This is a genomic window from Kitasatospora sp. NBC_01300, from assembly GCF_041435235.1.
Classification (GTDB): Bacteria; Actinomycetota; Actinomycetes; order Streptomycetales; family Streptomycetaceae; genus Kitasatospora.
Genome location: NZ_CP108408.1, coordinates 2,081,924 through 2,107,654, shown reverse-complemented (window position 1 = coordinate 2,107,654; position 25,731 = coordinate 2,081,924). Strand labels below are relative to the sequence as shown.

At 73.9% G+C, this 25,731-nt stretch carries 22 protein-coding genes and 1 pseudogene; 9 read left to right on the top strand and 14 right to left on the bottom strand.

Going from position 1 to position 25,731, the window contains the following annotated elements:
- The first annotated feature begins 119 nt into the window (after window positions 1–119).
- Window positions 120–2,006 (top strand): regulator, encoded by a 1,887-nt coding sequence (locus tag OG556_RS09415; RefSeq protein ID WP_371516723.1) that lies wholly within the window; start codon window positions 120–122, stop codon window positions 2,004–2,006.
- 166 nt (window positions 2,007–2,172) lie between these two features.
- On the opposite strand, the gene OG556_RS09410 is transcribed toward OG556_RS09415, so the two are convergent.
- From OG556_RS09410 to OG556_RS09400, 3 genes are all read right to left on the bottom strand, one after another.
- Entirely contained in the window at window positions 2,173–3,399 is a 1,227-nt protein-coding gene (locus OG556_RS09410) for a cation:proton antiporter (protein ID WP_371516722.1), read from the bottom strand.
- A gap of 138 nt (window positions 3,400–3,537) precedes the next feature.
- Window positions 3,538–4,869 carry an NAD(P)/FAD-dependent oxidoreductase gene (locus OG556_RS09405; RefSeq protein WP_371516721.1) on the bottom strand — a complete coding sequence of 444 codons (1,332 nt, stop codon included), beginning with the start codon at window positions 4,867–4,869 and terminating at the stop codon, window positions 3,538–3,540.
- 517 nt (window positions 4,870–5,386) lie between these two features.
- Window positions 5,387–6,292, bottom strand: a complete 906-nt coding sequence (locus tag OG556_RS09400) for a TIGR01777 family oxidoreductase (protein WP_371516720.1) — start codon at window positions 6,290–6,292, stop codon at window positions 5,387–5,389.
- Window positions 6,293–6,356: 64 nt separating this feature from the next.
- On the opposite strand from OG556_RS09400, the gene OG556_RS09395 reads away from it, so the two are divergent.
- Window positions 6,357–6,854: an N-acetyltransferase family protein gene (locus OG556_RS09395; protein ID WP_371516719.1), complete on the top strand. Its 498-nt coding sequence runs from the start codon at window positions 6,357–6,359 to the stop codon at window positions 6,852–6,854.
- Window positions 6,855–6,973: 119 nt separating this feature from the next.
- Window positions 6,974–8,053: a DUF2510 domain-containing protein gene (locus OG556_RS09390; protein ID WP_371516718.1), complete on the top strand. Its 1,080-nt coding sequence runs from the start codon at window positions 6,974–6,976 to the stop codon at window positions 8,051–8,053.
- A gap of 42 nt (window positions 8,054–8,095) precedes the next feature.
- Here OG556_RS09390 and OG556_RS09385 read toward each other — a convergent pair whose 3' ends face one another.
- The 7 genes and pseudogenes from OG556_RS09385 to cobU all read right to left on the bottom strand — a co-directional run.
- A complete protein-coding gene (locus OG556_RS09385) occupies window positions 8,096–8,611 on the bottom strand; it encodes a DUF4240 domain-containing protein (protein ID WP_350885237.1) in 516 nt (171 codons plus the stop codon).
- Between the two features lie 223 nt (window positions 8,612–8,834).
- A complete protein-coding gene (gene sucB, locus OG556_RS09380) occupies window positions 8,835–10,598 on the bottom strand; it encodes a 2-oxoglutarate dehydrogenase, E2 component, dihydrolipoamide succinyltransferase (protein WP_371516717.1) in 1,764 nt (587 codons plus the stop codon).
- Window positions 10,599–10,654: 56 nt separating this feature from the next.
- Entirely contained in the window at window positions 10,655–12,043 is a 1,389-nt protein-coding gene (gene lpdA / locus OG556_RS09375) for a dihydrolipoyl dehydrogenase (protein WP_363580954.1), read from the bottom strand.
- Window positions 12,044–12,450: 407 nt separating this feature from the next.
- Window positions 12,451–13,956, bottom strand: a complete 1,506-nt coding sequence (locus tag OG556_RS09370) for a leucyl aminopeptidase (protein ID WP_371516716.1) — start codon at window positions 13,954–13,956, stop codon at window positions 12,451–12,453.
- Between the two features lie 260 nt (window positions 13,957–14,216).
- Window positions 14,217–14,996: an adenosylcobinamide-GDP ribazoletransferase gene (locus OG556_RS09365; RefSeq protein WP_371516715.1), complete on the bottom strand. Its 780-nt coding sequence runs from the start codon at window positions 14,994–14,996 to the stop codon at window positions 14,217–14,219.
- A 103-nt stretch (window positions 14,997–15,099) separates the two neighbouring features.
- Window positions 15,100–16,215, bottom strand: coding sequence for a nicotinate-nucleotide--dimethylbenzimidazole phosphoribosyltransferase (locus OG556_RS09360; RefSeq protein WP_063347305.1), 1,116 nt, complete (start codon window positions 16,213–16,215; stop codon window positions 15,100–15,102).
- 28 nt (window positions 16,216–16,243) lie between these two features.
- Window positions 16,244–16,861 (bottom strand): annotated as a pseudogene (gene cobU, locus OG556_RS09355) (bifunctional adenosylcobinamide kinase/adenosylcobinamide-phosphate guanylyltransferase); the annotation flags it as partial.
- A gap of 72 nt (window positions 16,862–16,933) precedes the next feature.
- Here cobU and OG556_RS09350 point away from each other — a divergent pair.
- Window positions 16,934–17,134, top strand: coding sequence for a hypothetical protein (locus OG556_RS09350; protein ID WP_350886321.1), 201 nt, complete (start codon window positions 16,934–16,936; stop codon window positions 17,132–17,134).
- A gap of 17 nt (window positions 17,135–17,151) precedes the next feature.
- On the opposite strand, the gene OG556_RS09345 is transcribed toward OG556_RS09350, so the two are convergent.
- Window positions 17,152–17,892, bottom strand: a complete 741-nt coding sequence (locus OG556_RS09345) for a class I SAM-dependent methyltransferase (protein ID WP_371522638.1) — start codon at window positions 17,890–17,892, stop codon at window positions 17,152–17,154.
- Between the two features lie 158 nt (window positions 17,893–18,050).
- Window positions 18,051–18,641: a DUF3043 domain-containing protein gene (locus tag OG556_RS09340; protein ID WP_350886323.1), complete on the bottom strand. Its 591-nt coding sequence runs from the start codon at window positions 18,639–18,641 to the stop codon at window positions 18,051–18,053.
- A gap of 299 nt (window positions 18,642–18,940) precedes the next feature.
- Here OG556_RS09340 and OG556_RS09335 point away from each other — a divergent pair, with 299 nt between their 5' ends.
- Both OG556_RS09335 and OG556_RS09330 read left to right on the top strand, forming a co-directional pair.
- Entirely contained in the window at window positions 18,941–19,744 is an 804-nt protein-coding gene (locus OG556_RS09335; RefSeq protein ID WP_350886325.1) for a PspA/IM30 family protein, read from the top strand.
- Window positions 19,745–19,781: 37 nt separating this feature from the next.
- Window positions 19,782–20,075 (top strand): hypothetical protein, encoded by a 294-nt coding sequence (locus OG556_RS09330; protein WP_371516714.1) that lies wholly within the window; start codon window positions 19,782–19,784, stop codon window positions 20,073–20,075.
- Between the two features lie 106 nt (window positions 20,076–20,181).
- On the opposite strand, the gene nadA is transcribed toward OG556_RS09330, so the two are convergent.
- The gene (nadA, locus tag OG556_RS09325) at window positions 20,182–21,366 is read right to left on the bottom strand and encodes a quinolinate synthase NadA (RefSeq protein ID WP_363622260.1); all 1,185 of its coding nucleotides are present in this window, start codon (window positions 21,364–21,366) and stop codon (window positions 20,182–20,184) included.
- A gap of 219 nt (window positions 21,367–21,585) precedes the next feature.
- On the opposite strand from nadA, the gene OG556_RS09320 reads away from it, so the two are divergent.
- From OG556_RS09320 to OG556_RS09310, 3 genes are all read left to right on the top strand, one after another.
- Window positions 21,586–22,509 carry an NADP-dependent oxidoreductase gene (locus tag OG556_RS09320; protein WP_363372070.1) on the top strand — a complete coding sequence of 308 codons (924 nt, stop codon included), beginning with the start codon at window positions 21,586–21,588 and terminating at the stop codon, window positions 22,507–22,509.
- Between the two features lie 182 nt (window positions 22,510–22,691).
- Complete coding sequence (locus OG556_RS09315; protein ID WP_063347298.1) at window positions 22,692–23,156, top strand: Lrp/AsnC family transcriptional regulator; 465 nt, start codon at window positions 22,692–22,694, stop codon at window positions 23,154–23,156.
- A 232-nt stretch (window positions 23,157–23,388) separates the two neighbouring features.
- A complete protein-coding gene (locus OG556_RS09310; protein ID WP_371516713.1) occupies window positions 23,389–24,756 on the top strand; it encodes an aspartate aminotransferase family protein in 1,368 nt (455 codons plus the stop codon).
- A gap of 91 nt (window positions 24,757–24,847) precedes the next feature.
- Here OG556_RS09310 and OG556_RS09305 read toward each other — a convergent pair whose 3' ends face one another.
- Window positions 24,848–25,708, bottom strand: coding sequence for a GNAT family N-acetyltransferase (locus OG556_RS09305; RefSeq protein ID WP_371516712.1), 861 nt, complete (start codon window positions 25,706–25,708; stop codon window positions 24,848–24,850).
- Between the last annotated feature and the right edge of the window lie 23 nt (window positions 25,709–25,731).

The window sequence follows — 25,731 nt, the reverse complement described above, 5'->3', positions numbered from 1 at the left end:
ATCCACCCATAGCGCCCGAATGCTCGCTACATTCACGCCGATTCCCGACAGGGGGCGCCGCCCCAGGCAGCCGAAGTGCTGGTAGAGCCCGGTGCGACGTCCGAGAGGTGTTGACTGACATGCCCCAACGGCCTGCAACCGACAGCCCGGCGTACGGACCGCTCGACCCGCTCGGCCACCACCGAGGCCCGGTCGGCCGGAACCTGCCGGACGCCCCCGACGCCCTGACCGCCGACGCCCCGACCGCCGACGAACTGCGGCTGCCCGCGCAGGCCACAACCGACCGGCACGAACCCGCCGTCCCCGCCCCCGGGCCGGTCGGCGGCCACTCCGGGCACTCCGGCCCGGCCCCGCAGAACGGCCAACTCGCCGCGCTCATCGAGGAGGCCGGCTTCTCGCACGCGGGCCTGGCCCGCCGGGTCGACCAGCTCGGCCTGGAGCACGGCCTCGACCTGCGCTACGACAAGACCTCGGTCACCCGCTGGCTGCGCGGCCAGCAGCCCCGCGGCGCCACCCCCGCGCTGATCGCCGAGGTCTTCACCCGCCGCCTCGGCCGCCGCCTCACCGCCCAGGACCTCGGCCTGGACGCCTGCGCCCCGGTGTACGCGGGCCTGGAGTTCGCCGAGACCCCGCAGGAGGCGGTGGACATCGTGGCGAGCATGTGGCGCAAGGACAACGGCCCGCAGTCCGAACTGCGCCGGATCGCCTTCACCCCGGCCGGCCTGGTCGTCCCCAGCCGGGACTGGCTGATCGGCCGCACGGACGAGCGCGTCGCCCGGGACGGCTCGACGATGGCCCGCCCCGACGTCGCCACCGGTCCGCCCACCGGTCCGCCCGCCGCCACCGCCGGTACCGCCGGTACCGCCGGCACCGCGGCATCCACCGCGCCCGCCCAGAGCGTGCCCCCCGCGCCGGGCGCTCCCCCTCCGAGCCCGGCGCGCGGCCAGGCCCACCACGGGGCCCCCGGCATGCGCCCCGTCCCGGGCGCGGCCGTCCCCGCCGGGCCCACCATCGGCCGGGTGCCCACCCAGAGCCGGCGCCCGCCGACCGCCGTCGAGCCGCCGTACACCGAACCGGCCCGCGAGTCGCGCCCCGCCCTGCGGGTCGGCCGCGGCGACATCGCCGCCATCCGTGCCGTCGGCGACCTCTTCCGGGCGCTCGATCACGCCTACGGCGGCGGGCATGCCCGGCAGGCGCTGGTCCGCTACCTGGAGAGCGAGGCCGAGCCGATGCTGCGCGGCCGCTACGGCGAGCAGATCGGCCGGGCGCTGTTCGGCGCCGTCGCCGACCTGACCAGGCTGGCCGGCTGGACGTCCTTCGACATCGCCGCGCACGGCCTCGCCCAGCGCTACTTCGTCCAGGCGCTGCGCCTGTCCCAGGCCGCCGGGGACCGCGCGCTCGGCGGGTACGTCCTGGTGACGATGAGCCAGCAGGCCGTCCACCTGGGCCACGGCCGGGAGGCCGTCCAACTGGCCAGGGTCGCCCAGCAGGGCGTGGGAACCGCCGTGCCGCCGGTGGTCCAGTCGCTGATGCACGCCGCCGAGGCGCGCGGACACGGCCTGCTGGGCGACGTCCGGGCCTGCACCACCGCGCTGGTGCGCTCCGAGCGGGCACTCGCAGCGGCCCGGGTCGGCGACGAACTGCCCTCCTGGGCCCGGTACTTCGATGAGGCCCAGCTCTCCGACGAGTTCGCCCACTGCTACCGCGACCTCCAGCAGTGGCGCACCTCCGCGCAGCACGCCGAGAAGTCGCTGCGGCTGCGCTCACCCGCCTACGCGCGCAGCCGGATCTTCTGCCGACTGGTGCTGGCCACCGCCCGGCTCGGCATGGGGGACCTCGACGAGGCCTGCACCATGGCCACCGACGCGCTGCGGGCGGCGGGGGAGATGCGCTCGGCCCGCTCGCTGGAGTACGTCCGGGACTTCCACCGCCGCCTCACCCCCTACCGGGGCAGTCCGGTGGCCCGTGCCTTCGAGGAGACGGCCCGCCAGGCCGGCGTGATCTGAGGACCCGTCGAAGAGGGGCCGGCCGGGCGAGCCCCGGCGGCCCTGGAAACCCGTCCGGCCCGGGCCCGCCCCGGGCCGAAGGGCCCGTCCGCCCGGCACCGGCACCGGCTCCGAGTGCCCCGGCGGCGGGTGGGACCGCCCCGGCGGCGGGCGGGAGCGAAGCGGCTCACCAGCTCTCGGCCCGGACGCGCGGCTGCCCGGCCTCCGGCGCGGCCGGCCGGACGCTGCCGCCGCGCACCCGCTGCGCCACCAGCGGGAACACCAGCACCGAGAGCATGCCGGCGCCGACCAGTGCGGCCGCCGTCGAGGACGGCAGGTGGCCGTCGTCCACCTCGATGGTGGTGATCACCACGACCAGCGGCAGCGCCGTCGCGCCGTAGAGCCCGAGCGCCGTGCGGTCCCGCCGGCCGAGCCCGGCCGGGGCGAGCAGCCCGGCGGGCAGCCCGCGCACGGCCAGGAGCAGCAGCAGGAACACCGGGACGAGCAGTATCGTGCCGGGATCGTCCAGCAGGGCGGCCAGGTCGAAGTTCATCCCGCTGACCACGAAGAACACCGGCACCAGGAAACCGAAGCCGATGCTCTCCAGCTTGGCCTCGATCACCTCCTCCTCGGCCCGGCGGATGTCGGAGAGCAGCAGCCGGGAGACGATCCCGGCGGTGAAGGCGCCGAGCAGCATGTCCAGGTCGAGCCAGATCGCGGCGGCCACCATGACGGCGAGCACCAGGATCACGGCCCGGACGGCGAACTGCCCGGAGGTGCGCAGGGTGCGCTTGATGAGCCGGGTGGCCCAGGCGGGCCGGGGGCGGCGTGCGCCGAGGACCGCGACGGCGGTGATCACCGCGAAGGCGCCGAGGATGACGGCCGTCCGGACCGGGGAGTTGCCGCTGAGCAGGATGGCGATCGCGATGATCGGCCCGAACTCGCCGACCGCCCCGGTGGCCATCACCAACGAGCCGAAGGGGGTGGGGAGTTCGCCGGAGTCGCGGAGGATCGGCAGGATGGTCCCGAGGGCGGTGGTGGTGAGCGCGAGCCCGGCGAAGGCGCCGTTCAGCGGGTCCCGGTTGACCAGCGCGCCCACGCCGAGCGCCACCACGAGCGAGACCAGCCACGCGGTGCCCGCCCGTTTCAGCGGGCCGCCGCGCAGCTTGGCGAAGTCGATCTCGTACCCGGCCAGGAACATCAGCATGGCCAGGCCGAACTGGGAGAGCGCGTTGACCAGTTCGTCGACGTGCGCCCAGTTCAGGACGTCGGGGCCGATCAGGACGCCGAGCAGGATCTCGAACACGACGGTCGGGACGGCGATCCACCGCAGCAGACGGTCGGCGAGCAGCGGCGCGGCGACGGCCGCGGCGGGGATCAGGATCAGGGCCACCGGCTGGACGGCGGCGCTCACCGCGCAGCCGGCCGTACGGTGTAAATCATCCGATGAGCGGTCATGTCGGCATCCTGGCACGTCGCCGCTCCGTCGCCCATCGGCAGGTCGTCAGCGTGTCCCGGGAGCCAAGAGCCGAGAGCCGAGAGCCGGCCGGGCTCAGGCCGCCGCCTCGGCCTCCCGGGCGTCGGCCGGGACGCCGAAGTCGCGCAGCACCGCCTGCGCCGCCCGCCGCCCGGAGACCAGCGCCCCCTGCACGGTGCTGGTGTCCCGGTGGTCCCCGGCGACGTACAGCCCGGCCAGCACCCGCACCGGGCGCCGGGGGTTGTGCGGCGGCGGCATCGCGGGCAGCGCGTCCGGGACGTGCCGCACGTTCAGGAACTGCCAGCCGGTGGTCGAGGTGCCGTACAGCTCGGCGAGCCGGGCCCGGACCGCCGGTTCCAGCCCGGCCGGGCCGCCCGCGTCGAAGGAGCGCCGCGCGAGCACGGTGGTGGCGATCAGTGCCTGCCCGGCGGGGGCGTAGGAGGGGTGCAGTTCGCTGAGCACCAGCGAGTGCGAGACCAGCGGCGGCTGCCCGCCGGGCCGGTCGCCGTCGAGCAGCAGGACGGCCTCGCCCAGCGGGGTGCGGTCGGCCGCGTGGTAGAAGGTCGTGACGGGGTGGAAGTCCGGCAGCCGTAGCCCGGGCAGCAGTTCGGCGGCGGAGCGGGCGTCGGTGGCGAGGACGACGGCCTGGGCGCCGATCCGCCCGTGGGCGACGGTCTCCACGCCGTCGGCGGTGATCGAGGTGACCTGCACCCCGGTGCGTACGGTGCCGGCGGGCAGGGTGGTGGCCAGCTGGGCCGGCACGGCCGCGATCCCGCCGGCGGGCAGACAGAGCCGTCCGCGCGCGTAGGAGCGCAGGACCAGGTCGGCGATCCGGCTGCTGGTGCCGAGGGCGGGGTCGCTGAGCAGCGCGCTGAGCAGTGGCCGCAGGAAGCCGTCGAGGGTGCGCGGGGCGAGCCCGTGGCCGGCCAGTGCGCGGGCGGTGGTGGTCTCCGGGCGGGCCTTGAGGCGGCTGGCGGGGGTGGTGGCGAGCCGGCCGAGCCAGCTGCCGAGCCGGGCCTTGTCCAGCGGGCTGCCGAGTGGGGCGCGGGTGGCGGCCTGCCGGGCGGTGGTGAGCTGTGGGTCCCCGGTGCGGTAGCGGCGGCCGGCGCTGTGCACGAGGACTCCGGCGGCGAGCGGGCGCAGGTCGAGGCGGTCGAGGTCGAGGACGCGGCGGAGTTCGGGGAAGGCGGTGTTCAGCAGGTGGCTGCCGTCGTCGAGCCGGAATCCGTCCAGTTCGCGGGTGGCCATCCGGCCGCCGATCCGGTCGGTGGCCTCCAGGATCTGCACGGTGAGGCCGCGACCGGTGAGCGTGCGTGCGGCGGCCAGGCCGGCGAGTCCGGCGCCGATGACGATGACGTCAGGGTCGGACGGGCGGCGGGCGCGGCGGGTGAAGTCGTATGTGGGCACTGGCGTGCTCCCTCCCTGGTCCCGGGGCTCCGGCCGACGCAGGCAGCGGGGTGCCGGGACACGGTCCGACGGTGTGATGCCCAGTCAGTGTGAGCATCAGACAAGCGCATCGGGCCCGATCCAAGGGGCGAGAGGGGGCGTGCGGCACCGGACGGGAGCGCGGTCACGGACAGTGCGCCGTTGGGGCCGGGTTCCGGGGTCGGCGGGCGCGCACGGTCACCGGGGGCGTGCGACGCGCCTGGTGTGTGCTCCCGTGCGCCCCCTCCCGGAGCCCCGTCCGACCCCCACCCGATCTCCGCCCGGCATATGCCCCTGGCCAGCGCGAATGCCGTAGCCGCCGTACGCAGCGGGACGTACCGGAGCCCTGCGGCGGAGCCCGTGGCGGAGCCCCGCGGCGGACCGCAGGGCTCCGCGACGCCGGTCACCCCCGGCGTCACTCACAGCACCGTGCGCACCATCCCAGCACCACTCCCCGCGCCGCGCACACCGCCACTCACAGCGTCGCGAGTACCGCCACTCACAGCGCCGCGCGCACCGCCGAGTCCACGTCCGGGTGCGCGAAGCGGAAGCCCGCGTCCAGCAGCCGCCGCGGCACCACCCGGTGGCTGCCGACCACCTCGACCGCCAGCTCGCCGAGCACGAGCTTGAGCACCGCCTCCGGCACCGGGAACGGGGTCGGCCGCCGGAGCACCCGCCCGAACGCCGCCGTCAGCTCGGCGTTGGTGACGGGGTCGGGCGCGGTGAGGTTGACGGCGCCCGAGAGGTCGTCCCGGTCGATCAGGAACCGCAGCGCGGCGACCTGGTCGGCCAGCGAGATGAAGCTCCAGTACTGCCGCCCGTCGCCGAGCCGCCCGCCCAGCCCCAGCTTGAACAGCGGGAACAGCCGCGCCCCGGCCCCGCCGGCCGCGGACAGCACCATCCCGGTGCGCGGGTGGACGACCCGGATGCCGGCCAGCTCGGCCGGCCGCGCGGCCGCCTCCCACTCCACGCAGACCTCGGCCAGGAAGTCGTCGCCGGCGGGGGAGTCCTCGTCGATCACCCGGTTGCCGGTCTGCCCGTACCAGCCGACGGCGGAGGCGCTGACCAGCACCCGGGGCGGCTTCTTGAGCGCGGCCAGTGCGACGGCCAGCGTCTCGGTGCCGAGTGCCCGGCTCTCCCGGATCTCCCGCTTGTAGGCGTCCGTCCAGCGGTGGTCGCCGACTCCGGCGCCGGCCAGGTGCACGACCGCCTCGACCCCGGCCAGTCCGTCCTGATCGACCTGGCCGAGCAGCGGGTTCCAGCCGATGGCCGTGCTGCCGTCGGGCTGCGGGCCCGTCCTGGAGCGGCGCCGGACGAGCCGGACCACCTCGTGGCCGTCCGCCAGCAGGGAGCGGACGAGAGCCGAACCGATCAATCCCGTGGAGCCCGTGACAGCGATGCGCATGCGTCCATCCTCCCAGTTCCCGAAGCCCTGTCATGTCGGCATGCGTCTCATTAGCATGACGCGCATGCACGAGGACAATCTGATCATCCGCCCAGCTCAGCCCGAGGACGAGGGTGAACTCGCGGTTCTCAACCGTGCCGCCTGGTCCCCGCTGGCCGACGTCTCCCCGCAGCCGCCCGAGGAGGACGGCCTCTTCGACGAACGGCACACCCCGGAGCAGTACCTGGTCGCCCTCCTGGCGGGCCGGGTGGTCGGCTACGTCCGCCAGGTCCCGCCGACCCCGCTGGCCAGCAACCGGCACGTCCGGCAGATCCAGGGCCTGGTCGTCGACGGCACGGTCCGCGGCCGGGGTGTCGGCCGGCGCCTGGTCGAGGCGGCCTGCGAGGCCGCCCGGGCCGCGGGCGCGCGCAAGCTGACCCTGCGGGTGCTCGGCTGGAACACCCCGGCCCGCCGCCTCTACGAGGGCTGCGGCTTCGTCGTCGAGGGCTCGCTGGCGGAGGAGTTCCTGATCGACGGGTCCTACGTGGACGACATCTGGATGGCCCGCCGCCTGGCGGACTGACCCGCCCGACCGGCCTTGCCACCCGCCATATCTGACGATCAGTCAGGTACGGCGGGTGGTGCAGAGTCGTGACCGATCCGCTCTGTCTGGACCAGCACCCCGCCGGGTACCGTACGGCCGTGAGCAACTCGACGCCCCCCGGGTGGTACCCGGTCCCCGGTGCGGACGGCACCCCCGGTCACGAGCGCTGGTGGGACGGCAACGCCTGGACCAGCGAGGTACGCCCGCTCCAGGGCGGCGTCGGCCACCTCGCCGACGCCCCCACCCAGGGCTGGCAGCCCCCCGGCCGGCAGCCCGGGTACGGCTACGGCGGCCCGCAGGACGCCCCCGGCTACGGCTACCCGGGCAGCGCTCCCGCCCCGGGCTACGGCTACCCGGGCCAGGACGGCTACTACCCGGCCCAGGACGGCTACCCGGCCCAGGGCGCGGGCTACGGCTACCCGGCGCCGGGCTACCCGCAGCAGCCGGCGCCCCGCCGGATGAGGCCCGGCCTGGTCGTCGGCATCGCGGTCGCCGTCCTCGCCGTGGGCGGGATCGTCGCCGGGATCGCGCTCAGCGGCGGCTCCCCGCAGGCCGACCCGGTCCCGAACCCGACCGTCACCATCACCCGGGGCGCCGGCCCCGCCCCGAGCCCCACGGCGGGCACGCCCGCCCCGACGCCCACCCCGACGCCCGCGCCCAAGCCGGCGCCGACCGTCAGGAGCACTGTCCCGGACACCCAGCACGCGATCACCGTCCCGGTGTTCGACGGCTGGGACGTGGCGCCCAACTCCCCGCACTCCACGGTCTACCTGGGCACCGGCCGCTACTCCTGCCCGGACGGCAGCTCCTGCATCCGCGGCCAGTTCTCGGTCGAGAAGGACACCGTCCAGGGCGTCACCGCCAAGGCGGCCGCCGAGGCCACGATGCCCGCGTACGCCGGCCAGATCTTCACCGGGATCAGCTCGCACACCGACTCCGGCTCCGGCTACACGAGCGTCGCGGGCGTGGCCGGCTACGCCGTGCGCTGGCACATCCGCACCGCGGACGGCACCCAGGGCTACGTCCTGCTGGCGGCCGTCCCGGCCAAGGGCGGCGGCTTCGTGGTGTTCGAGGGCGGGGTGGACGACACCCCGAGCGCGCCGGACGCGGCCGTGCTGGACCAGATCCTCAAGGGCGTCAGGCAGGACGGCACGTCCGGCGGCGGCAGCACCGCCTGACGCGTCCGGCCCCGCTCATGCCGTGGGCGTGTCTGACACGCCCTAATCCCCGTAGCGCTCCCAGAGCTTGGGAAACCGTTTCGCCATGACGTCCGGGTCGTCGAAGTCCAGCGCGGCCCCGGCCGGTCGGCCGGACTGTCGCCCGCCCACCTCGGGCAGCGGCAGCCCGGTCAGCTGCTCGTACGCCTCGTCGGCGGCGTAGCCGAGGTCCTCGGCCTCGCCGTCCTCCTCCTCGTCGAACTCGGGCAGCAGGTCCGCCAGGTCGTCCGGTTCGAACAGAGCGCCCTCGAAGACGTCCCGGCCCTGGCCGATCAGCCAGCAGCGGAAGTAGTCGAAGGTGTCGTCGGAGGCGCCGTCGAGCAGCAGGTAGGCGGCGCCCCAGAGGTCGTGGCGGTAGGCCCGCTGGAACCGGGCCTCGAACAGCCGGGCGAAGTCGATGACGTCGTCCGGGGTCAGCTGGACCAGCCGTTCCACCAGCCGGTCGGCCTGCTCGTCCGGATCGCCGTCGGCGTCCTCCCGGGTCTCGTCGATCATCTGCCAGAAGTCGGTCTCGTCCATCACCGCTCCAGCATCCCCGTTCGCCAGCCCCCGCGCATGCCATGGCCCGGCGAAACGCTGGTGATGTTCGACGCAGCCAGGCGCGGTCGTCGCAGCCCGAGACGAGCGGGCGCGGCCGGAAGCAGGCGCACGACGGGCGGCCCCGGGCAACGGCGGAGCCCCGCGCCGTCCGGGGACGACGCGGGGCTCCGTGCAGCCGAAACCGCGGACCAGCAGTGGTGCCTTACAGGCCGAGCTCGACCTCGAACTCGCCGGCCTCCAGGATCTCCTTGACCGCGACCAGGTAGCGGGCGGCGTCGGCGCCGTCCACCAGGCGGTGGTCGTAGGAGAGCGACAGGTAGGTCATGTCGCGGATGCCGATGGCGGTGCCGCCGTCGGCCTCGATGACCACCGGGCGCTTGACGGTGGCACCGATGCCCAGGATGGCGACCTGGTTCGGCGGCACGATCACGGTGTCGAACAGCGCACCGCGCGAGCCGGTGTTGCTGATGGTGAAGGTGGCGCCGGACAGCTCGTCCGGGGTGATCTTGCTGTCGCGGACCTTGGCGGCCAGCTCGGCGGTCTTCTTCGAGATGCCGGCGATGTTGAGGTCGCCCGCACCCTTGATGACCGGGGTCATCAGACCCTTCTCGGAGTCCACCGCGATACCGATGTTCTCGGTGTCGAAGTAGGTGATGGTGCCCTCGGCCTCGTTGATCCGGGCGTTGACGACCGCGTGGGTCTTCAGCGCCTGGGCCGCGGCCTTGACGAAGAACGGCATCGGGGACAGCTTGACGCCCTCGCGGGCGAGGAAGCCCTCCTTGGCCTTGCCGCGCAGCGACATGATCTTGGTGACGTCCACCTCGACCACGCTGGTCAGCTGGGCCTGCTCGTGCAGGGCCTTCAGCATGTTGTCGCCGATGACCTTGCGCATGCGGGTCATCTTGACCGTCTGACCGCGCAGGGCGGACGGCGCGGCGGCGGCCTTCGGCGCAGCGGCCGGAGCGGCGGCGGCGACCGGGGCCGGGGCGGCCTTGGCGGCCTCCGCGGCGGCGACGACGTCCTGCTTGCGGATGCGGCCGCCGACGCCGGTACCGGCGACGGAGGACAGCTCGACACCGTGCTCGGCGGCGAGCTTGCGCACCAGCGGGGTGACGTAGGCGTCACCGGCGTCGGCCACCGGGGCAGCCAGCGCGGCCGGGGCGACGGGGGCCGGAGCGGCGACCGGAGCGGGCGCGGCCGGGGCCACCGGGGCCGGAGCGGCGGCGACGGGAGCCGGAGCAGCCGGGGCGGCCGGAGCCGCCGGGGCGACGGGGGCCGGAGCAGCGACCGGAGCGGGCGCGGCGACCGGAGCCGGAGCGGCCACCGGGGCCGGGGCGGCGGCGACGGCACCCGCGGCGCCGATCAGCGCGAGCTGGGCGCCGACCTCGGCGGTCTCGTCCTCGCCGACCAGGATCTTCACCACGACACCGGCGATCGGCGACGGGATCTCGGTGTCGACCTTGTCGGTGGAGACCTCGAGCAGCGGCTCGTCGACCTCGACCGTCTCACCCTCGGCCTTCAGCCAGCGGGTGACGGTGCCCTCGGTGACCGACTCGCCCAGCGCGGGCAGCAGGACCGGGGTGGCGTCGGCGGCCGGAGCGGCAGCCGGAGCCGCCGGGGCGGCAGCGGCGACCGGGGCGGGGGCGGCGGGCGCCTCCACGGCCGGGGCCGGGGCGGCGACGGGCGCGGCCTCGGCGACCGGGGCCGCAGCGGCGACCGGGGCACCGGAGCCGTCGTCGATGATCGCCAGCTCGGCGCCGACGTCGACGGTCTCGTCCTCGCCGACCTTGATCGAGGCCAGGATGCCGGAGGCCGGCGACGGGATCTCGGTGTCGACCTTGTCGGTCGACACCTCGAGCAGCGGCTCGTCGACCTCGACACGCTCACCCTCGGCCTTCAGCCAACGGGTGACGGTGCCCTCGGAAACGCTCTCGCCCAGCGCGGGCAGTGTTACTGAGACCGCCATGGTTTCAGCGACTCCTATCAAGTCTTGCGTACTGGAAATGGGGGGTGGTGGCGTGATCAGTCGTGCGCGTGCAGCGGCTTGCCGGCCAGCGCCAGGTGCGCCTCGCCCAGGGCCTCGGACTGGGTCGGGTGCGCGTGGATGAGCTGCGCGACCTCGGCCGGCAGGGCCTCCCAGTTGTAGATCAGCTGAGCTTCGCCGACCTGCTCGCCCATGCGGGCGCCGACCATGTGGACGCCGACCACGGCGCCGTCCTTGACCTGGACGAGCTTGATCTCGCCGGCGGTCTTCAGGATCTTGCTCTTGCCGTTGCCGGCCAGGTTGTACTTGAGGGTGACGACCTTCTCCTTGCCGTACAGCTCGACGGCCTTGGCCTCGGAGATGCCGACGGAGGCCACCTCGGGGTTGGAGTAGGTCACGCGCGGGACGCCGTCGTAGTCGATCGGCACCGGCTTGAGGCCGGCCAGGCGCTCGGCGACCAGGATGCCCTCGGCGAAGCCGACGTGGGCCAGCTGCAGGGTCGGGGCGAGGTCGCCGACGGCCGAGATGGTGGGCACGTTGGTGCGCATGTACTCGTCGACCAGGACGTAGCCGCGGTCCATCGCGACGCCGTTCTCCTCGTAGCCGAGGCCGGACGAGACCGGGCCGCGGCCGATGGCGACGAGCAGCAGGTCGGCGTCGATCTGCTTGCCGTTCTCGGTGGAGACGCGGACACCGGCCTCGGTGTACTCGACGCCCGAGAAGCGGGCCTTCAGCTCGAACTTGATGCCGCGCTTGCGGAACGCGCGCTCCAGCAGCTTGGAGGAGTTCTCGTCCTCCAGCGGGACGAGGTGCGGCAGCGCCTCGACGATGGTGACCTCGACGCCGAAGGACTTCCAGACCGAGGCGAACTCGACGCCGATCACGCCGCCGCCGAGGATGACGGCCGACTTCGGGATGCGGTCGAGCTTGAGCGCGTGGTCCGAGGAGATCACGCGGTTGCCGTCGATCTCCAGGCCCGGGATCGAGCGCGGCACGGAGCCGGTGGCCAGGACGATGTGGCGGCCCTCGATGCGCTGGCCGTTGACGTCCACCGAGGTCTGCGAGGAGAGCTTGCCCGCGCCCTGGATGAAGGTGACCTTGCGGGAGGCGACCAGGCCCTGGAGGCCCTTGTACAGGCCGGCGATGACGTCGTCCTTGTACTTGTGGACGCCGTTGATGTCGATGCCCTGGAAGGTGGCCAGAACGCCGAACTCGGCGGCCTCCTTCGTCTCGTCCGCGATCTCGGCGGCGTGCAGCAGAGCCTTGGTCGGGATGCAGCCGCGGTGCAGGCAGGTGCCGCCCAGCTCCCCCTTCTCGACCAGGGCGACGCTCAGGCCCAGCTGAGCGGCGCGGAGCGCCGCGGCGTAACCGCCGCTTCCGCCTCCGAGAATGACTACGTCGAAAACGGTGCTGGCGTCGTTCGCCACGTCACGTCCTCCATGCAATGGGGTGGGTCGCCGGGCCGGTCGCGGTCCGGTGGGGTCGGAAGCCTTTGTGAGGCGCCCAGTCGTGCCGGAAATACATCTTCGCACTTGTTCGCGGTGGCTGATGTCCGGGTCCACCCCAGGGGTGTCCCCCAGAGCGGTCACCGGGGCGGGAATACCCCCCACGGAAGGGCATCATTGCAGCTCAACGCGGGGTTGACAGCCGCCGGACGGGCGTCGGCGCGGCCCTGCGGCGCCACCTCTTCCGCAGGGTGGAACAAAGTTTCGCCCGCAGCGAACAGAGGTGCGGAGCGGGGCCCTGGCCTACTCGCAGGTAACCGGAGCCTGTGCGCGAACGCCGACGGGGGCCCGGCGCACGCGCGCCGGACCCCCGTCGAATCGGTGCCTGATCAGGCCTTGCCGCCCGCCGCGGTCTGCTCGGCGAACCGGACCAGGGTGCGCACCGCGCTCGCGGTGCCGCCCTTCGGGGTGTAGCCGAACGGCGCGCTCTCGTGGAACGCCGGGCCGGCGATGTCCAGGTGGGCCCAGTCGATGCCCTCGGCCACGAACTCCTTCAGGAACAGGCCGGCCACCAGGCCGCCGCCCATCCGCTCGCCCATGTTCGCCAGGTCGGCGATGGTCGACTCGGTCATGCCCTTGCGCAGCTCGGCCGGCAGCGGCATCGGCCAGGACTGCTCGCCGACCTCGCCCGAGACGGTGTGCAGGGTCTCGCGCAGCTCGTCGTTGTTGGACATCACGCCGAAGGTGCGGTTGCCCAGGGCCAGCACCATGGCGCCGGTCAGGGTCGCCACGTCGACGATGACGTCCGGGTTCTCCTCGCCGGCGCGCACGATCGCGTCGGCCAGCACCAGACGGCCCTCGGCGTCGGTGTTCAGCACCTCGACGGTCTTGCCGCCGTACATGCGCAGCACGTCGCCGGGGCGGGTGGCGGAGCCGGACGGCATGTTCTCGGCCAGCGCCAGCCAACCGGTCACGTTGACGGCCAGGCCCAGGCGCTTGGCGGCCACCACGGCGGCGAACACGGCGGCGGCGCCGGCCATGTCGCACTTCATGGTCTCGTTGTGGCCGGCCGGCTTCAGCGAGATGCCGCCCGAGTCGTAGGTGATGCCCTTGCCGATGAAGGCCAGCGTGGCCTTCGCCTTCGGGTGGGTGTAGGCCACCTTCACCAGCCGCGGCGGGTTGGCCGAGCCGTTGCCGACGCCCAGCAGGCCGCCGAAGCCGCCCTTGAGCAGCGCCTTCTCGTCCAGCACCTCGACCTTGAGGCCGTGCTCCTTGCCGGCCGCCTGGGCGATCGCGGCGAAGCTCTTCGGGTTCAGGTCGTTCGGCGCGGTGTTGACCAGGTCACGGGCCCGGTTCATCTCCTCGCCGACCGCGGCGGCGCGCTCCACGGCCGCCTTGGCGTCCTTGCTGCCCTTGCGGGGGGCCAGCACGACCAGCTCGCCGACCGGCTCCTTGCCGCTGCCGTCGGCCTTGTAGGTGCCGAAGGCGTACGAGCCGAGCAGGCCGCCCAGCGCGACGGCCTCGACCTCGTCCGCGGACTCGGTCGGCAGGGCCAGCGCGGCCTTCTTGGCGCCGGTCAGGGTGCGGGCGGCGACACCAGCGGCGCGGCGCAGCGCCTCCAGCTGGTAGCCGGCCTCGGCGGCCTCGCCGAGGCCGACCGCGAGCACGAGCGCGGCCTTCAGGCCGGCGGGGGAGGGCACCTTGACGGCCTCGCCCTCGGCGCCGGTCGCGCCCAGGGTGCTGAGGACCTCGGTCAGCTTGCCCTCGAACGCCTCGTTCACGGCCTCGGAGCCGGGGGCCAGCACGATGCCCTTGGGGCCCTTGGCGACACCGACCACCAGGGCGTCCGCGCGCAGCGAGGCGGCGGAGGAGGTGCTCACAGACAATGCAGTCACGTAATGCGTCCTGTTCTTTCGCGGTCCACGGCCGGTTGCGGCGAGGCTGCCGCACCGGCGCAACCCGCCGTCGCAGGCCGGACCGCCCGGCACGCCCCGGGTCCGGGCCCCCTGGCGCGCGCACCCGCGCAGTTCGCGGCCACGCACACCAGAGGCCCCGGCTCCTCGGGTCACGCCGGGCGGGCAGGACCTGCGGCGGTGCAGGGCTGCGGTGCTCCCCGCATGGTAGTCCGCATGGTGGGATCACGCGCCGCCCGGTATCAGCCGAGCAACGCCAGGGCGAACAGCGAGGCGGTCGCGGCGGTTTCCGCCATCGCGCCGAGCACGTCCCCGGTGATTCCGCCGAACCGCCGTACGCAGCGCCGGAGCAGCAGCTGGGCACAGCCGACGCCGAGCACAACAGCCAGGGGGAGACGGAAGGTTGACGATCCGTCAAACATCCCGAGTGCGGCCAGGGCGAGCGCCGCGGCGGCCGTCCCCGCGACCGCTCCGGCGGGTGCCACGGTGCCCGCCACCATCGCGCCCAGGCCGCCCGGCCGGGCGGCCGGCACCGACCGCAGGCAGCCCCAGGCGAGCGCGCACCGCGCGGTCACCGCCGACGCCAGCACCGCGAGCGCGCCGCGCGTGGTCGACTCGGCGAACTGTCCGGCCAGCGCCGCGATCTGGGCCAGCAGCACGAGAACGAGGGTCAGGACGCCGAACGGGCCGATGTCGGACTGCTTCATGATGCGCAGCGCGTCCTCGGCCGGTTTCCCGCTGCCCAGGCCGTCGGCCACGTCCGCCAGGCCGTCCAGGTGCAGCCCCCGGGTGAGCGCGGCCAGCACACCCACCGCCGTCACCGCCCCGAGCAGCCCGCCGGCTCGCCAGGCCACCAGCGCCCCCGCCCCGGCGGCCGCCGCGCCGAGCACCAGCCCCACCACCGGGGCCGCCGTCATCGCCCGCGCCGCCGCGGCCCGGTCCCACCGCTCCACCCGCACCCGCAGCACGGACAGCGTCCCGAACCCGAACCGGAGCCCCTCGGCCCAACTGGCGCCCTGCACGACGTGTTTCCCTCCGAACGGAAGCGCCCCGTCCGATGTGCCGGACGGGGCGCCGATGATCCTGGTGCCGCGGGTTGCCGCGGGTCTCCTACAACCGTCTTTCCTACAGCCGCCGCAGCAGGTCCGCCGCCGACGGCAGCTTCGGCTGCTCCTTCGGCGCCGACGGCACGAACGGCCGCGGGGCCTCGTCCGCGAGCGCGTCGCCCGCGGCCTGGAGCAGCGGCAGGGCCAGCAGCGCGCCGAGGCCCTCGCCCATGGTGATCCCCTGGTCCTGCAACGGCGTCAGGGTGAGGCGGTCGTAGGCCTTGGCCTGGGCGGGCTCGCCGCTGGACTGCCCGGCCCGCCACCACTCCGGCGCCCGGAAGGCGATCCGCTGCGCGACCAGCGCGCAGGCCGCCGAGACGACGCCGTCCAGCACCACGGGGAGCCGTCGCACTGCGGCCTGGAGCAGGAAGCCGGTGATCGCCGCGAAGTCGGCCCCGCCGGTGGCGCCGAGCAGCGCCAGCTGGTCGCCGAGGACGGGCCGGGCCCGCCGCAGGGAGTCGCGGATGGTGGCGCACTTGACCATCCAGACCCGGTCGTCGACGCCCGAGCCGCGCCCGGTGACGGCGGCCGCGTCCGTTCCGCACAGCGCGCCGACCAGGACGGCGGCGACGGTGGTGGCGCCGACGCCGAGGTCGCCGAGCAGCACCAGGTCGGTGCCGGCGTCGGCCTCCTCGTCGGCGACGGCCATGCCGGCCCGGAAGGCCCGCGCGGTCTCCTCGGGGGTGAGCGCGTCCTCGACGTCGATCCGGCCGGAGCCGCGCCGGATCCGGTGGGTGACCACGTCGTCCGGGAAGTCGGCGGGGTCGGCGTCCACCGCGACGTCGACGACCCGCACCTCGGCGCCGTAGCGCCGGGCCAGCCGGGTGACCGGCGCGGTGCCGTCCAGGACGGCGCGCACCCGCGCGGCGGTACCGCCCTTGGCGGGCAGCCGGGACACCCCGAGCGCGGCCACGCCGTGGTCGGCGGCGAACAGCAGCACCTTGGGGGCCGACACCGGCCGCACGGGGGATCGCCCCTGTACGGACGACAGCCAGCTGCCCAGCTCCTCCAGCTTGCCGAGCCCGCCGCGCGGTCGGCCGGCCTCCTGCCAGCGTTCCTCGGCGGCCCGTCGGGCGCTCTCGTCGGGGCGCTCGACGAGCGAGGAGAACGTATCGAGATCCACGGTCGTGTCCATCGTCCGGAAGGCTACACGCCGCAGATGTTCAGGCGGCGGCTGGCTTGACGGTCAGAACCTGCCCGGCCACGACCAGCAGCACACGCTCGGAGGCGTCCGCCACGGCCATGTTCAGCCGGCCCAGGGTGTCGCGGAAGCGCCGGCCTGCGGCGGTCGCCGGGACGACGCCCATCCCGACCTCGTTGCTGACCGCGACGGCCGTCCGCCCGGTGGCCGCCCAGGCCCGCGCCAGGGCCTCGCAGCGCCGCTGGACGGCGGCCTCCCCGCCCGCCGCCCAGACCGCGTCGTCCCAGGCGCCGCACTCGTCCATCACGGCGGTCAGCCACAGTGCCAGGCAGTCGACCAGCACCGGCGCCGGGTCGGTCCGGTCGGCCAGCACGGCCTCCAGGTCGCAGGTCTCGGCGGTGCGCCAGCTCGCCGGCCGCCGCTCGCGGTGCAGGGCGACCCGCTGGGCCCACTCGGCGTCGCCGTCCCGGGTGCCGCCGGTGGCCACGTACAGGACGTCCGGGCGGTCGGCGAGCAACTGCTCGGCCCGGGTGGACTTGCCGGAGCGGGCGCCGCCGAGCAGCAGCGTGCGGGGGAGCAGGTGGTGGGTCGCCATGCCGCCCATCCTGCCCGACCGGGCATCCGGACCGTCCGGCCAGGCATACGGAAGATCGGGCCGGGCAGGCTAAGGTGCGCAGCACGCAGGCAGCGTCGTCGGTGGGAGGAGCCGGGCATGGTCTGGACGTGGCGGTACGAGAAGGCGGACGGCACCGCGGTGGTGCCGGAGGGCGCTCAGGAGGAGTTCGCCGGCCAGGGGGACGCCGAGACCTGGATCGGGGAGTCCTGGAAGCAGCTCGCCGAGGACGGCATCGACACGGCGGTCCTGCTGGACGACGACCGGGTGATCTACTCGATGAGCCTGCACGAGGCGTAACCGCCGTCGCGGGGCCGCTACTTGGCCCCGACCACGTGCAGCAGCGCGGCGACCTGCCGGTACGGGTCGGTGCGGCCGGCCCGGTCCTCGGCCTCCAGCAGCTGGGCGAGCTGCCGCCCGTCCACCGGCGGGGTCGCGTCGTCGGGCGCGTTGTCGGTGAAGACCCGTACGCCGTACCAGTGCTTCAGCGGCACCGACACCTCGGAGAGGGTGACGGTGAGGTCGGTGAGGCGGTCGGCGCGGGCGGCCAGCCCGAGCCGGTTGTAGTACCGGTCGCTCTCGAAGGCGTGCAGGGCGGCCCGCCAGTCCCCGGCGGCGGCGGGCCGCAGGGCGAGCGCGTCGCGGTTGCGGACCAGCAGCGAGAGCAGCCCGCCCGGGGCCAGCAGCCGGGCCAGCGAGGCGATCATCGGGTCGGGGGCGGGCAGGTACATCAGGACGCCGTGGCAGAGCACCACGTCGAAGCTGCGCGGGCCGAACCAGCGCCCGCACTGGTGGGCGTCGCCGCTGAGGAGTTGCAGCCGGCCGGCGACCTCCGGCGGTTCCTCGGCGAGCGCCCCCTGGGCGACGCCGAGCGCGACCGGGTCGGAGTCGATGCCGGTGACGTAGTGGCCGGCCCGGGCCAGGCGCAGCGCCTGGGTGCCCTGGCCGCAGCCGATGTCGAGGACGCGCTGCCCGGTGCGGCCGGCCAGCTGCTCGGCGAGCTGCCGGGAGACCAGCTCCTGGCGGACGAAGTTGCGCAGTCCGCCGAGCCGGTCCAGCCAGGCGCCGGTGCCGCCGGCGAAGGAGCCGCTGCGCGAGGGCAGCCGGCGCTCCTGGCCGATCCGGTCGTGGCCGCCGTCCCCCTGACCCGGCAACGCGTACAGGCCGGGCCCCTCCCAGGAAGGGGGGGCCCAGCCGGAGTCCACCGGTTCGGCGGTCAGGGCTTCTCCCCGCGCCGCACCTGCGGCTTGGGCAGTCGCAGCCGGCGCATCTGCAGGATGCGCATCAGGCCGTAGGCGACCGCGCCGCGGGTGTTCTGGCCGGCGAAGCGCTCGGCGAACTGCTTGCGCAGACCGAAGCCGAGGCGGACGAAGTCCAGGATCACCAGCACGAAGAACAGCAGGAACAGCAGCGTGGACAGCAGCTGGATGGCGGGCACCTTGATGATGCTCAGCACCAGGATGACCACGGCGGCGGGCAGGAAGAACTCGGCGAGCGACCAGCGGGCGTCCACGTAGTCGCGGGCGAACTTGCGCACCGGGCCCTTGTCGCGGGCCGGCAGGTGGCGCTCGTCGCCCTCCAGCAGCGCGGTGCGCTGCTTCTCACGCTCGGAGCGCATCCGCTCGCGGGCCTGGCGGGCGGCCTCCTTGCGGTCCTTGGGCACCGTCACCCGGGTACGCCGGTTGGCCTCGGCCTCACTGCGCTTGGGCGTTGGCCGGCCCTTCTTGGCCTGGGGGTGGCGGGTCTCGTCCGGCTTCTCCAGCACGGTGGCGGAGGCGGCTGCATCATCTGAACGGCGTCGGAACACACCACCAGCGTACGGGGTGCCGGGCGGCTTCTCGGGGTCCCCTCGGACCCAAACGCGTATCGATCCGCGAGGCCGACCGCCCGCCGGGGTTTCCCGGCCCCTTCCCGTAGGGGATCAATCGGATGGACTATGGAGGGGATGAGAGGCGGATCCACCCGGGGGAGGAGGAAGTCCGCTGGTCGCTGTAGCAGTCTTGTAGCAGGCAGGTGCACTGCGGCGACGGGCTCGCTGCACATACACTCGTCGTGTCTGGTATCGAGATAGAGACCGCAGGCCGGAGAAGGGGGCACCCGAGGCCCATGAGCGACGGAATCATGAAGCGTATGGGGTTGATCTTCCGCTCCAAGGCGAACAAGGCCTTGGACCGGGCGGAGGATCCCCGAGAGACGCTCGACTACTCCTACCAGAAGCAGCTCGAACTGCTGCAGAAGGTACGGCGTGGCGTCGCGGACGTCGCGACCTCGCGCAAGCGCCTGGAACTCCAGCTGACCCAGCTCCAGCAGCAGTCGGCGAAGTACGAGGACCAGGGCCGCAAGGCGCTGTCCCTGGGCCGCGAGGACCTCGCGCGCGAGGCGCTGACCCGCCGGGCCAACATGCAGTCCCAGATCACCGACCTGGAGACGCAGTACCAGGCCCTCCAGGGCGAGGAGGAGAAGCTCACGCTCGCCTCCCAGCGGCTGCAGGCCAAGGTGGACGCCTTCCGCACCAAGAAGGAGACCATCAAGGCCACCTACACCGCCGCTCAGGCGCAGACCCGCATCGCCGAGTCCTTCTCCGGGATCTCGGAGGAGATGGGCGACGTCGGCCTGGCCATCCAGCGGGCCGAGGACAAGACGGCCCAGATGCAGGCCCGGGCCGGTGCGATCGACGAGCTGCTGGCGTCCGGCGCGCTCGACGACTCCAGCGGTCTCGGCCGCAAGGACGACATCGAGGCCGAGCTGGAGCGGGTGGCCGGCGGCACCGACGTCGAGCTGGAACTGGCCCGGATGAAGGCCGAGCTGGGGGGCCCGTCCTCCGGTCCGGCCGCGATCGAACAGGGCAAGCCGCAGCAGCCGGAGGCCCACCCCCAGCAGGACACCCCGCGCATCAACTACAACAAGTGATCTGAGCTCCATCCCACGAACCAGGGAGACGCACGGCATGATCATGAGGGTCATGGGTGAGGGGCAGTACGAGGTGGGCGATGACCACCTGAACCTGCTCAACGAGCTCGACGCCGAGCTCGTCACCGCAGTGGAGTCGGGGGACGAGGAGCACTTCCGTCGGGCCTACGGCAAGCTGCTGGACGCGGTGAAGCAGTTCGGCACTCCGGTGCCGCTGGATTCACTGGCGCCGTCCGAGCTGATCCTGCCGAGCGCCGAGGCGACGATCGACGAGGTCCGCGAGCTGTTGATGGCCGACGGCGAGGGAGTGATCCCGGGCTACCCCGAGTAGCCGCCGCGGCTGGTGCCAGACGAAAGGGCGGGTCCCCTCCGGTGGGAGGGGACCCGCCCTTCGTCGTGTCCCGGTGGCCGGGCCAGGTCGGCCCGGCCCGGGTCGGCTACGGCAGGGCCAGCATCCGGTCCAGCGCCGCCTTGGCGTACTTCTCGGTCTCCGGGTCGACGGTGATCACGTTCGGCACCCGGCCCTCGACCAGCGACTCCAGCGCCCAGACGAGGTGCGGCAGGTCGATCCGGTTCATGGTGGAGCAGAAGCAGACCGTCCGGTCCAGGAAGACGATCTCCTTGTCCGGGTGGGCCTTGGCCAGGCGGCGGACGAGGTTCAGCTCGGTGCCGATGGCCCACTTGGAGCCGGGCTCGGCGGCGTCCAGCGCCTTGATGATGTACTCGGTCGAGCCCACCATGTCGGCGGCCGAGACGACCTCGTGCTTGCACTCGGGGTGCACCAGCACGGTGACGCCGGGGATCCGCTCGCGCACGTCGTTCACCGAGTCCACGCTGAACCGGCCGTGCACCGAGCAGTGGCCGCGCCACAGGATCATCTTGGCGTCCCGCAGCTGCTCGGCGGTCAGGCCGCCGTTGGGCTTGTGCGGGTTGTACAGGACGCAGTCGTCCAGCGAGAGGCCCAGATCGCGCACCGCGGTGTTGCGGCCGAGGTGCTGGTCGGGCAGGAACAGGACCTTCTGGCCCTGCTCGAAGGCCCACTCCAGGGCGCGCTCGGCGTTGGAGGAGGTGCAGATGGTGCCGCCGTGCCTGCCGGTGAAGGCCTTGATGTCGGCGGAGGAGTTCATGTACGAGACCGGGACGGTGACGTCGGCTATGCCGGCGTCGGTCAGCACGTCCCAGCACTCGGCGACCTGCTCGGCGGTGGCCATGTCGGCCATCGAGCAGCCGGCCGCGAGGTCCGGGAGGACGACCTGCTGGGCGTCGCCGGTCAGGATGTCGGCGGACTCGGCCATGAAGTGCACGCCGCAGAAGACGATGTACTCGGCCTCCGGGCGGGCCGCGGCGTCGCGCGCGAGCTTGAAGGAGTCGCCGGTGACGTCGGCGAACTCGATCACCTCGTCGCGCTGGTAGTGGTGTCCGAGGATGAAGACGCGGTCACCGAGCGCGGCCTTGGCGGCGCGGGCGCGCTCGACGAGGTTCGGGTCGGAGGCCGGGGGGAGGTCGCCGGGGCACTCGACGCCGCGCTCGCTGTTCGGGTCGGCCTCGCGGCCGAGCAGCAGCAGAGCGAGCGGCGTCGGAGTGGGGTCGACGCCGTGGGTCTCGGTGATGGTGGTGGTCACGGGCGGGTGCCCTTCTGTGCGGCCGATCAAGCCTGAAGCCTTTTCGTCTAACTGACGCTATCTATGATAACCGGTTAGCGTCAGAGTGACGATGGCCATCCTGTCGATGTGACGAGAACCGCTCGCCGAATCGGACCCTGGCGGAACCGGATGACCGTTTTGGGGTGGTCCTCGCGTGGCCGAATCGATATCCGGCCGGGCCCGGGTATGGCTGAGGCCATGAAGGCAATCGCGATCAACCGCTACGGCGGCCCCGAAGTCGTCGAGTACACCGACCTGCCCGACCCCAAGGTCGGCCCGGACTCGGTCCTGGTGCAGATGCGGGCGGCCGGGGTGAACCCGGTGGACTGGAAGATCCGGGACGGCGCCCTGGACGGCCTGCTGGACGCGCACTTCCCGCTCGTCATGGGCTGGGACCTGGCCGGCGTGGTCCGCGCCGTCGGCGGCGGCGTCACCGAGTTCGCGCCCGGCGACGAGGTCTACGGCTACGTCCGCAAGGACACCGTCGAGCACGGCACCTACGCCGAACTCGTCTCCGCCCCGGTCCGCACCCTCGCCCGCAAGCCGGCCGCACTGGACTGGGCCCAGGCCGGCGGCCTGCCGCTGGCCGGGCTCACCGCGCTGCAGAGCCTCAAGGCACTGCGGCTGCGGGCGGGGGAGACCCTGCTGGTGCACGCCGCGGCCGGCGGGGTCGGGCACCTGGCCGTCCAGATCGCCCGGGCCCTCGGCGCCCGGGTGATCGGCACCGCGGGCGAGCGCAACCACGACTACCTGCGCGGCCTCGGCGCCGAGCCGGTGCTCTACGGCGAGGGCCTGGCCGACCGGGTCCGGGCGCTGGCCCCGGGCGGGGTCGACGCGGCCCTCGACCTGGTCGGCCACGGCGCCGTCCCGCTCTCGGCGAGCCTGGTGGCGGACCAGAGCCGGATCGCCTCGATCACCGACTTCGGGGTCAAGGCCCTCGGCGGCCACTACGTCTGGGTCCGCCCGGACGCCGCAGACCTCGCCGAACTGGCCGCGCTCGCCGACGACGGCCGGCTGACCGTCACCGTCGCCTCCACCTTCCCGCTCGCCCAGGCGGCCTCCGCCCAGGCGCTCAGCGCCGAGGGCCGCACCCGGGGCAAGATCGTCCTGCTGGCCGACTGACGGCGGACCGGCTGCCGACCGGCGGCGGACCACCGGCCGTCATCTGCGAGCGGTGAACTCGCTCCTGACATCCGCCAGAATGGTTGGCGAACCGTTTCGGCAGCCGCCCCTACCGCCCTCCGTCCGAGGGCCCGCCGCCCGAGGCCGCAACCGACCCGTACGACCCGTGGAGCCCCGCACCGATGACCAGCAGCCGAGCGCACGAGGTGGTCGGGGCCGACCTGGACGAGACCGACCGGCTCCTGCTCGCCCGGCTCGGCCGCGACGGCCGCGCCTCGTACGCCGAGATCGGCCTCCAGGTCAACCTCTCCGCCACCGCCGTGCGCCGCCGGATCGACCGGCTGCGGGCGCGCGGCGTGGTGCGGGGTTTCACCGTGGTGCTCGACCCGTCGGTGCTCGGCTGGCAGACCGAGGCCTTCGTCGAGGTCTACTGCCGCGAGCGGACCGCCCCCGAGGAGATCCTCGCCAGCCTGCGCCAGTTCCCCGAGGTGATCGCCGCCTGGACGGTCACCGGCGACCCGGACGCCCTGGTCCACCTGCGCGCCGCCGACATGCGCCACCTGGAGGCCGTCATCGAGCGCATCCGCCGCGAGCCCGGCGTCCAGCGCAGCCGCTCCTCGGTCGTCCTCTCCCAGCTCATCGGCTAGGGCGCGCCCGACGATCCCCGCCTGACCCGCCTGCCCCCGTCCGGCCCCCTCCGGCGGGTGCGCAGGAATCCTGCGCGGACCGGCCCGAAGACGCCCGAAAGCTGCCTGACCAGCCGGGTTCCGACGCGCGGCGAACCCCTCCCGCTGCCTACGCTGATCACGTCCGGTCCACGCGGTGAACCGCCCCGCCGACCGGGCATCCCCCGACACCCCACAGCCGAGAGGGACAGCCGTGTCCGCAGCCCCCGACCGCATGCACCGGCCCGACAACGAACTGGTCGACCTGGTTTTCGACTACATGCGGGACCGGCTGCAGTACGACCCCGTCCCGCTCGACCACCCCGGTGACGGCGAGCACCTGCGCGCCCAGCTGGCCGGTCTGCTGAACGCGGACGGCAACGCCCCCGCCGACGTGCTCAAGCTCTACGACCACGAGCTGTCCCGCGCGGTGATCTCCGCCGACAGCCCGCGCTACCTGTCGTTCATCCCGTGCGCCCCGACCAAGGCCGCGCTGCTCTTCGACATGGTGGTCTCCTGCGCGTCCCTGCAGGGCATCTCCTGGCTGGAGGCGGCCGGCGCGATCGCCGCCGAGAACCAGGTGCTGCGCCTGATCGCCGACCGCGCCGGCCTGCCCGCCTCGGCCGGCGGCACCTTCGTCTCCGGCGGCTCCGCGGGCAACCTCTCCGCCCTCGTCGTCGCCCGCGACACCGCCCGCCGCAAGCTCGGCGTCGGGCCGGAGGCGCGGCTGCGGATCGCCGTCGCCGACCAGGTCCACTCCTCGGTCAAGAACACCTTCAACATCATCGGCGTCGAGGCCTTCAAGGTCCCCACCGTGAACCGCCGGTTCACCGGCGAGGCGCTGCGTGCCGCGCTGGCCGCCGACCCGCACCCGGAGACCGTCATCGCGGTCGTGGGCACGGCCGGGACGACCAACGAGGGCATCGTCGACGACCTCGAGGGCCTGTCCGAGGTCGCCCGCGAGCGGGACCTGTGGTTCCACGTCGACGGCGCCTACGGCGGCGCGGGCCTGTTCGCCCCCTCGGTGCGTGAGCGCTACAACGGCATCGAGCACGCCGACTCCTTCGTCGTCGACCCGCACAAGTGGCTGTTCGCCCCCTTCGACTGCGCCGCGCTGATCTACCGCAACCCGCAGCTCGCCCGGGCCGTGCACACCCAGGACGCCTCCTACCTCGACGTCCTGCACACCGAGGGCGACGAGTGGAACCCCACCGACTACGCCTACCACCTCACCCGGCGCGCCCGCGGCCTGCCGCTGTGGTTCTCCCTCGCCGTCCACGGCACCCAGGCCTACACCGACGCCATCGAGGCCGGCCTCACGCTCGCCCGGGACACCGCCCAGCTCATCCGCGACACCGACCACCTGGAGCTGCTGTTCGACCCGCAGCTCTCGGCCGTCTGCTTCAAGCGCAAGGGCTGGACCAACGAGGACTACTACCGCTGGTCGCAGCAGCTGCTCGCGGACCAGATCGGCTTCGTCACCCCCACCGGCTGGGACGGCGAGACGGTCGCCCGCTTCGCCTTCCTGCACCCGGGCACGACGATGGACATGGTCCGCGAGATCCTGGACACCATGGCCTGATCGGCCCCCGGTGACCCGTGGCCCCCGTCGGAGCAGGCAGCCGGCGGGGGCCCCGCCGTCCCGCCGTCCAGTCGTTCCGCCGTCCCGTGGTTCACAGGAAGGCGCCGCTCGGCAGGTACGGCGCCGGCGGCCGCATCCCGCGCAGCCCGACGAAGCCCCGGCTCTGCGGGGTCAGCCCCACCTCCAGGCCGACGTCCAGCGCCCACTCCTGCTCGGCGGTCAGGAACTCCACCCGCGCCTCGACCCCGTCCGGCACCCGGGCCAGCGCCTCGCGCAGCAGCCGGGCGGCGATCCGCTTGGTGGTGGCCGCCAGCAGCTTCACCTCGCCGCCGTCCCGGTAGCAGTAGCCGCTGCCGGCCAGCGCGTCGGCGATCAGAAGTTCCTCGAAGTGTCCCAGCATCAGTTCGTGGTCCGGGCCGTGCGCGGACCCGCGCAGCCGCCGGTCCACCGAGTCCAGCAGGTGCCGGTGGACGGCGCCGCCCCGGTGCACCGGGATGTCCCCCGGGTCGAGCAGCCCGGCCCGGTCCACCCGCCCGGTCAGCCGCATCGCCGGGTGCAGGGTGAACCCGGCCAGCCGGTAGCGGCGGGCCGCCGCCGGGGACGCCGACGCGCAGACCATCCCGCGCAGGCAGCCCCGCGAGTGCGCCGCCGCCCGTTCCAGCAGCAGCCGCCCGACGCCCTTGCCCTGCGCCTGCGGCCGGACCGCGAACAGCGACGGCGCCCACAGGCCCTCCCGGCGCATCGACAGCACCGCGCCGACCGGCTCCCCGCCGCTCTCCGCCAGCCAGCAGCCCTCCGGATCGGTGCGTGCCAGGTGTCTGGTCCGGGCGAGCTGCAACGGGGTCGGTACGGCCGCCGGACCGGGCAGGGCCGGATCGGCGAACGCGGCGAGGGAGAGCTCCTGGACGGCCTCCGCGTCGGCGGCGGTGTCCCTGACCTGGCGCAGGATCATGGCCACCATCCTGGCGTCCGCGG

Bases quoted from the DNA above. Each gene is read 5' to 3' on its own strand.
- OG556_RS09415 (WP_371516723.1), top strand. From the start codon at position 120: ATGCCCCAACGGCCTGCAACCGACAGCCCGGCGTACGGACCGCTCGAC.
- OG556_RS09400 (WP_371516720.1), bottom strand. From the start codon at position 6,292: ATGCGCATCGCTGTCACGGGCTCCACGGGATTGATCGGTTCGGCTCTC.
- OG556_RS09395 (WP_371516719.1), top strand. From the start codon at position 6,357: ATGCACGAGGACAATCTGATCATCCGCCCAGCTCAGCCCGAGGACGAG.
- OG556_RS09385 (WP_350885237.1), bottom strand. From the start codon at position 8,611: ATGGACGAGACCGACTTCTGGCAGATGATCGACGAGACCCGGGAGGAC.
- sucB (WP_371516717.1), bottom strand. From the start codon at position 10,598: ATGGCGGTCTCAGTAACACTGCCCGCGCTGGGCGAGAGCGTTTCCGAG.
- OG556_RS09360 (WP_063347305.1), bottom strand. From the start codon at position 16,215: ATGGACACGACCGTGGATCTCGATACGTTCTCCTCGCTCGTCGAGCGC.
- OG556_RS09350 (WP_350886321.1), top strand. From the start codon at position 16,934: ATGGTCTGGACGTGGCGGTACGAGAAGGCGGACGGCACCGCGGTGGTG.
- OG556_RS09335 (WP_350886325.1), top strand. From the start codon at position 18,941: ATGAGCGACGGAATCATGAAGCGTATGGGGTTGATCTTCCGCTCCAAG.
- OG556_RS09330 (WP_371516714.1), top strand. From the start codon at position 19,782: ATGATCATGAGGGTCATGGGTGAGGGGCAGTACGAGGTGGGCGATGAC.
- OG556_RS09320 (WP_363372070.1), top strand. From the start codon at position 21,586: ATGAAGGCAATCGCGATCAACCGCTACGGCGGCCCCGAAGTCGTCGAG.
- OG556_RS09315 (WP_063347298.1), top strand. From the start codon at position 22,692: ATGACCAGCAGCCGAGCGCACGAGGTGGTCGGGGCCGACCTGGACGAG.
- OG556_RS09305 (WP_371516712.1), bottom strand. From the start codon at position 25,708: ATGATCCTGCGCCAGGTCAGGGACACCGCCGCCGACGCGGAGGCCGTC.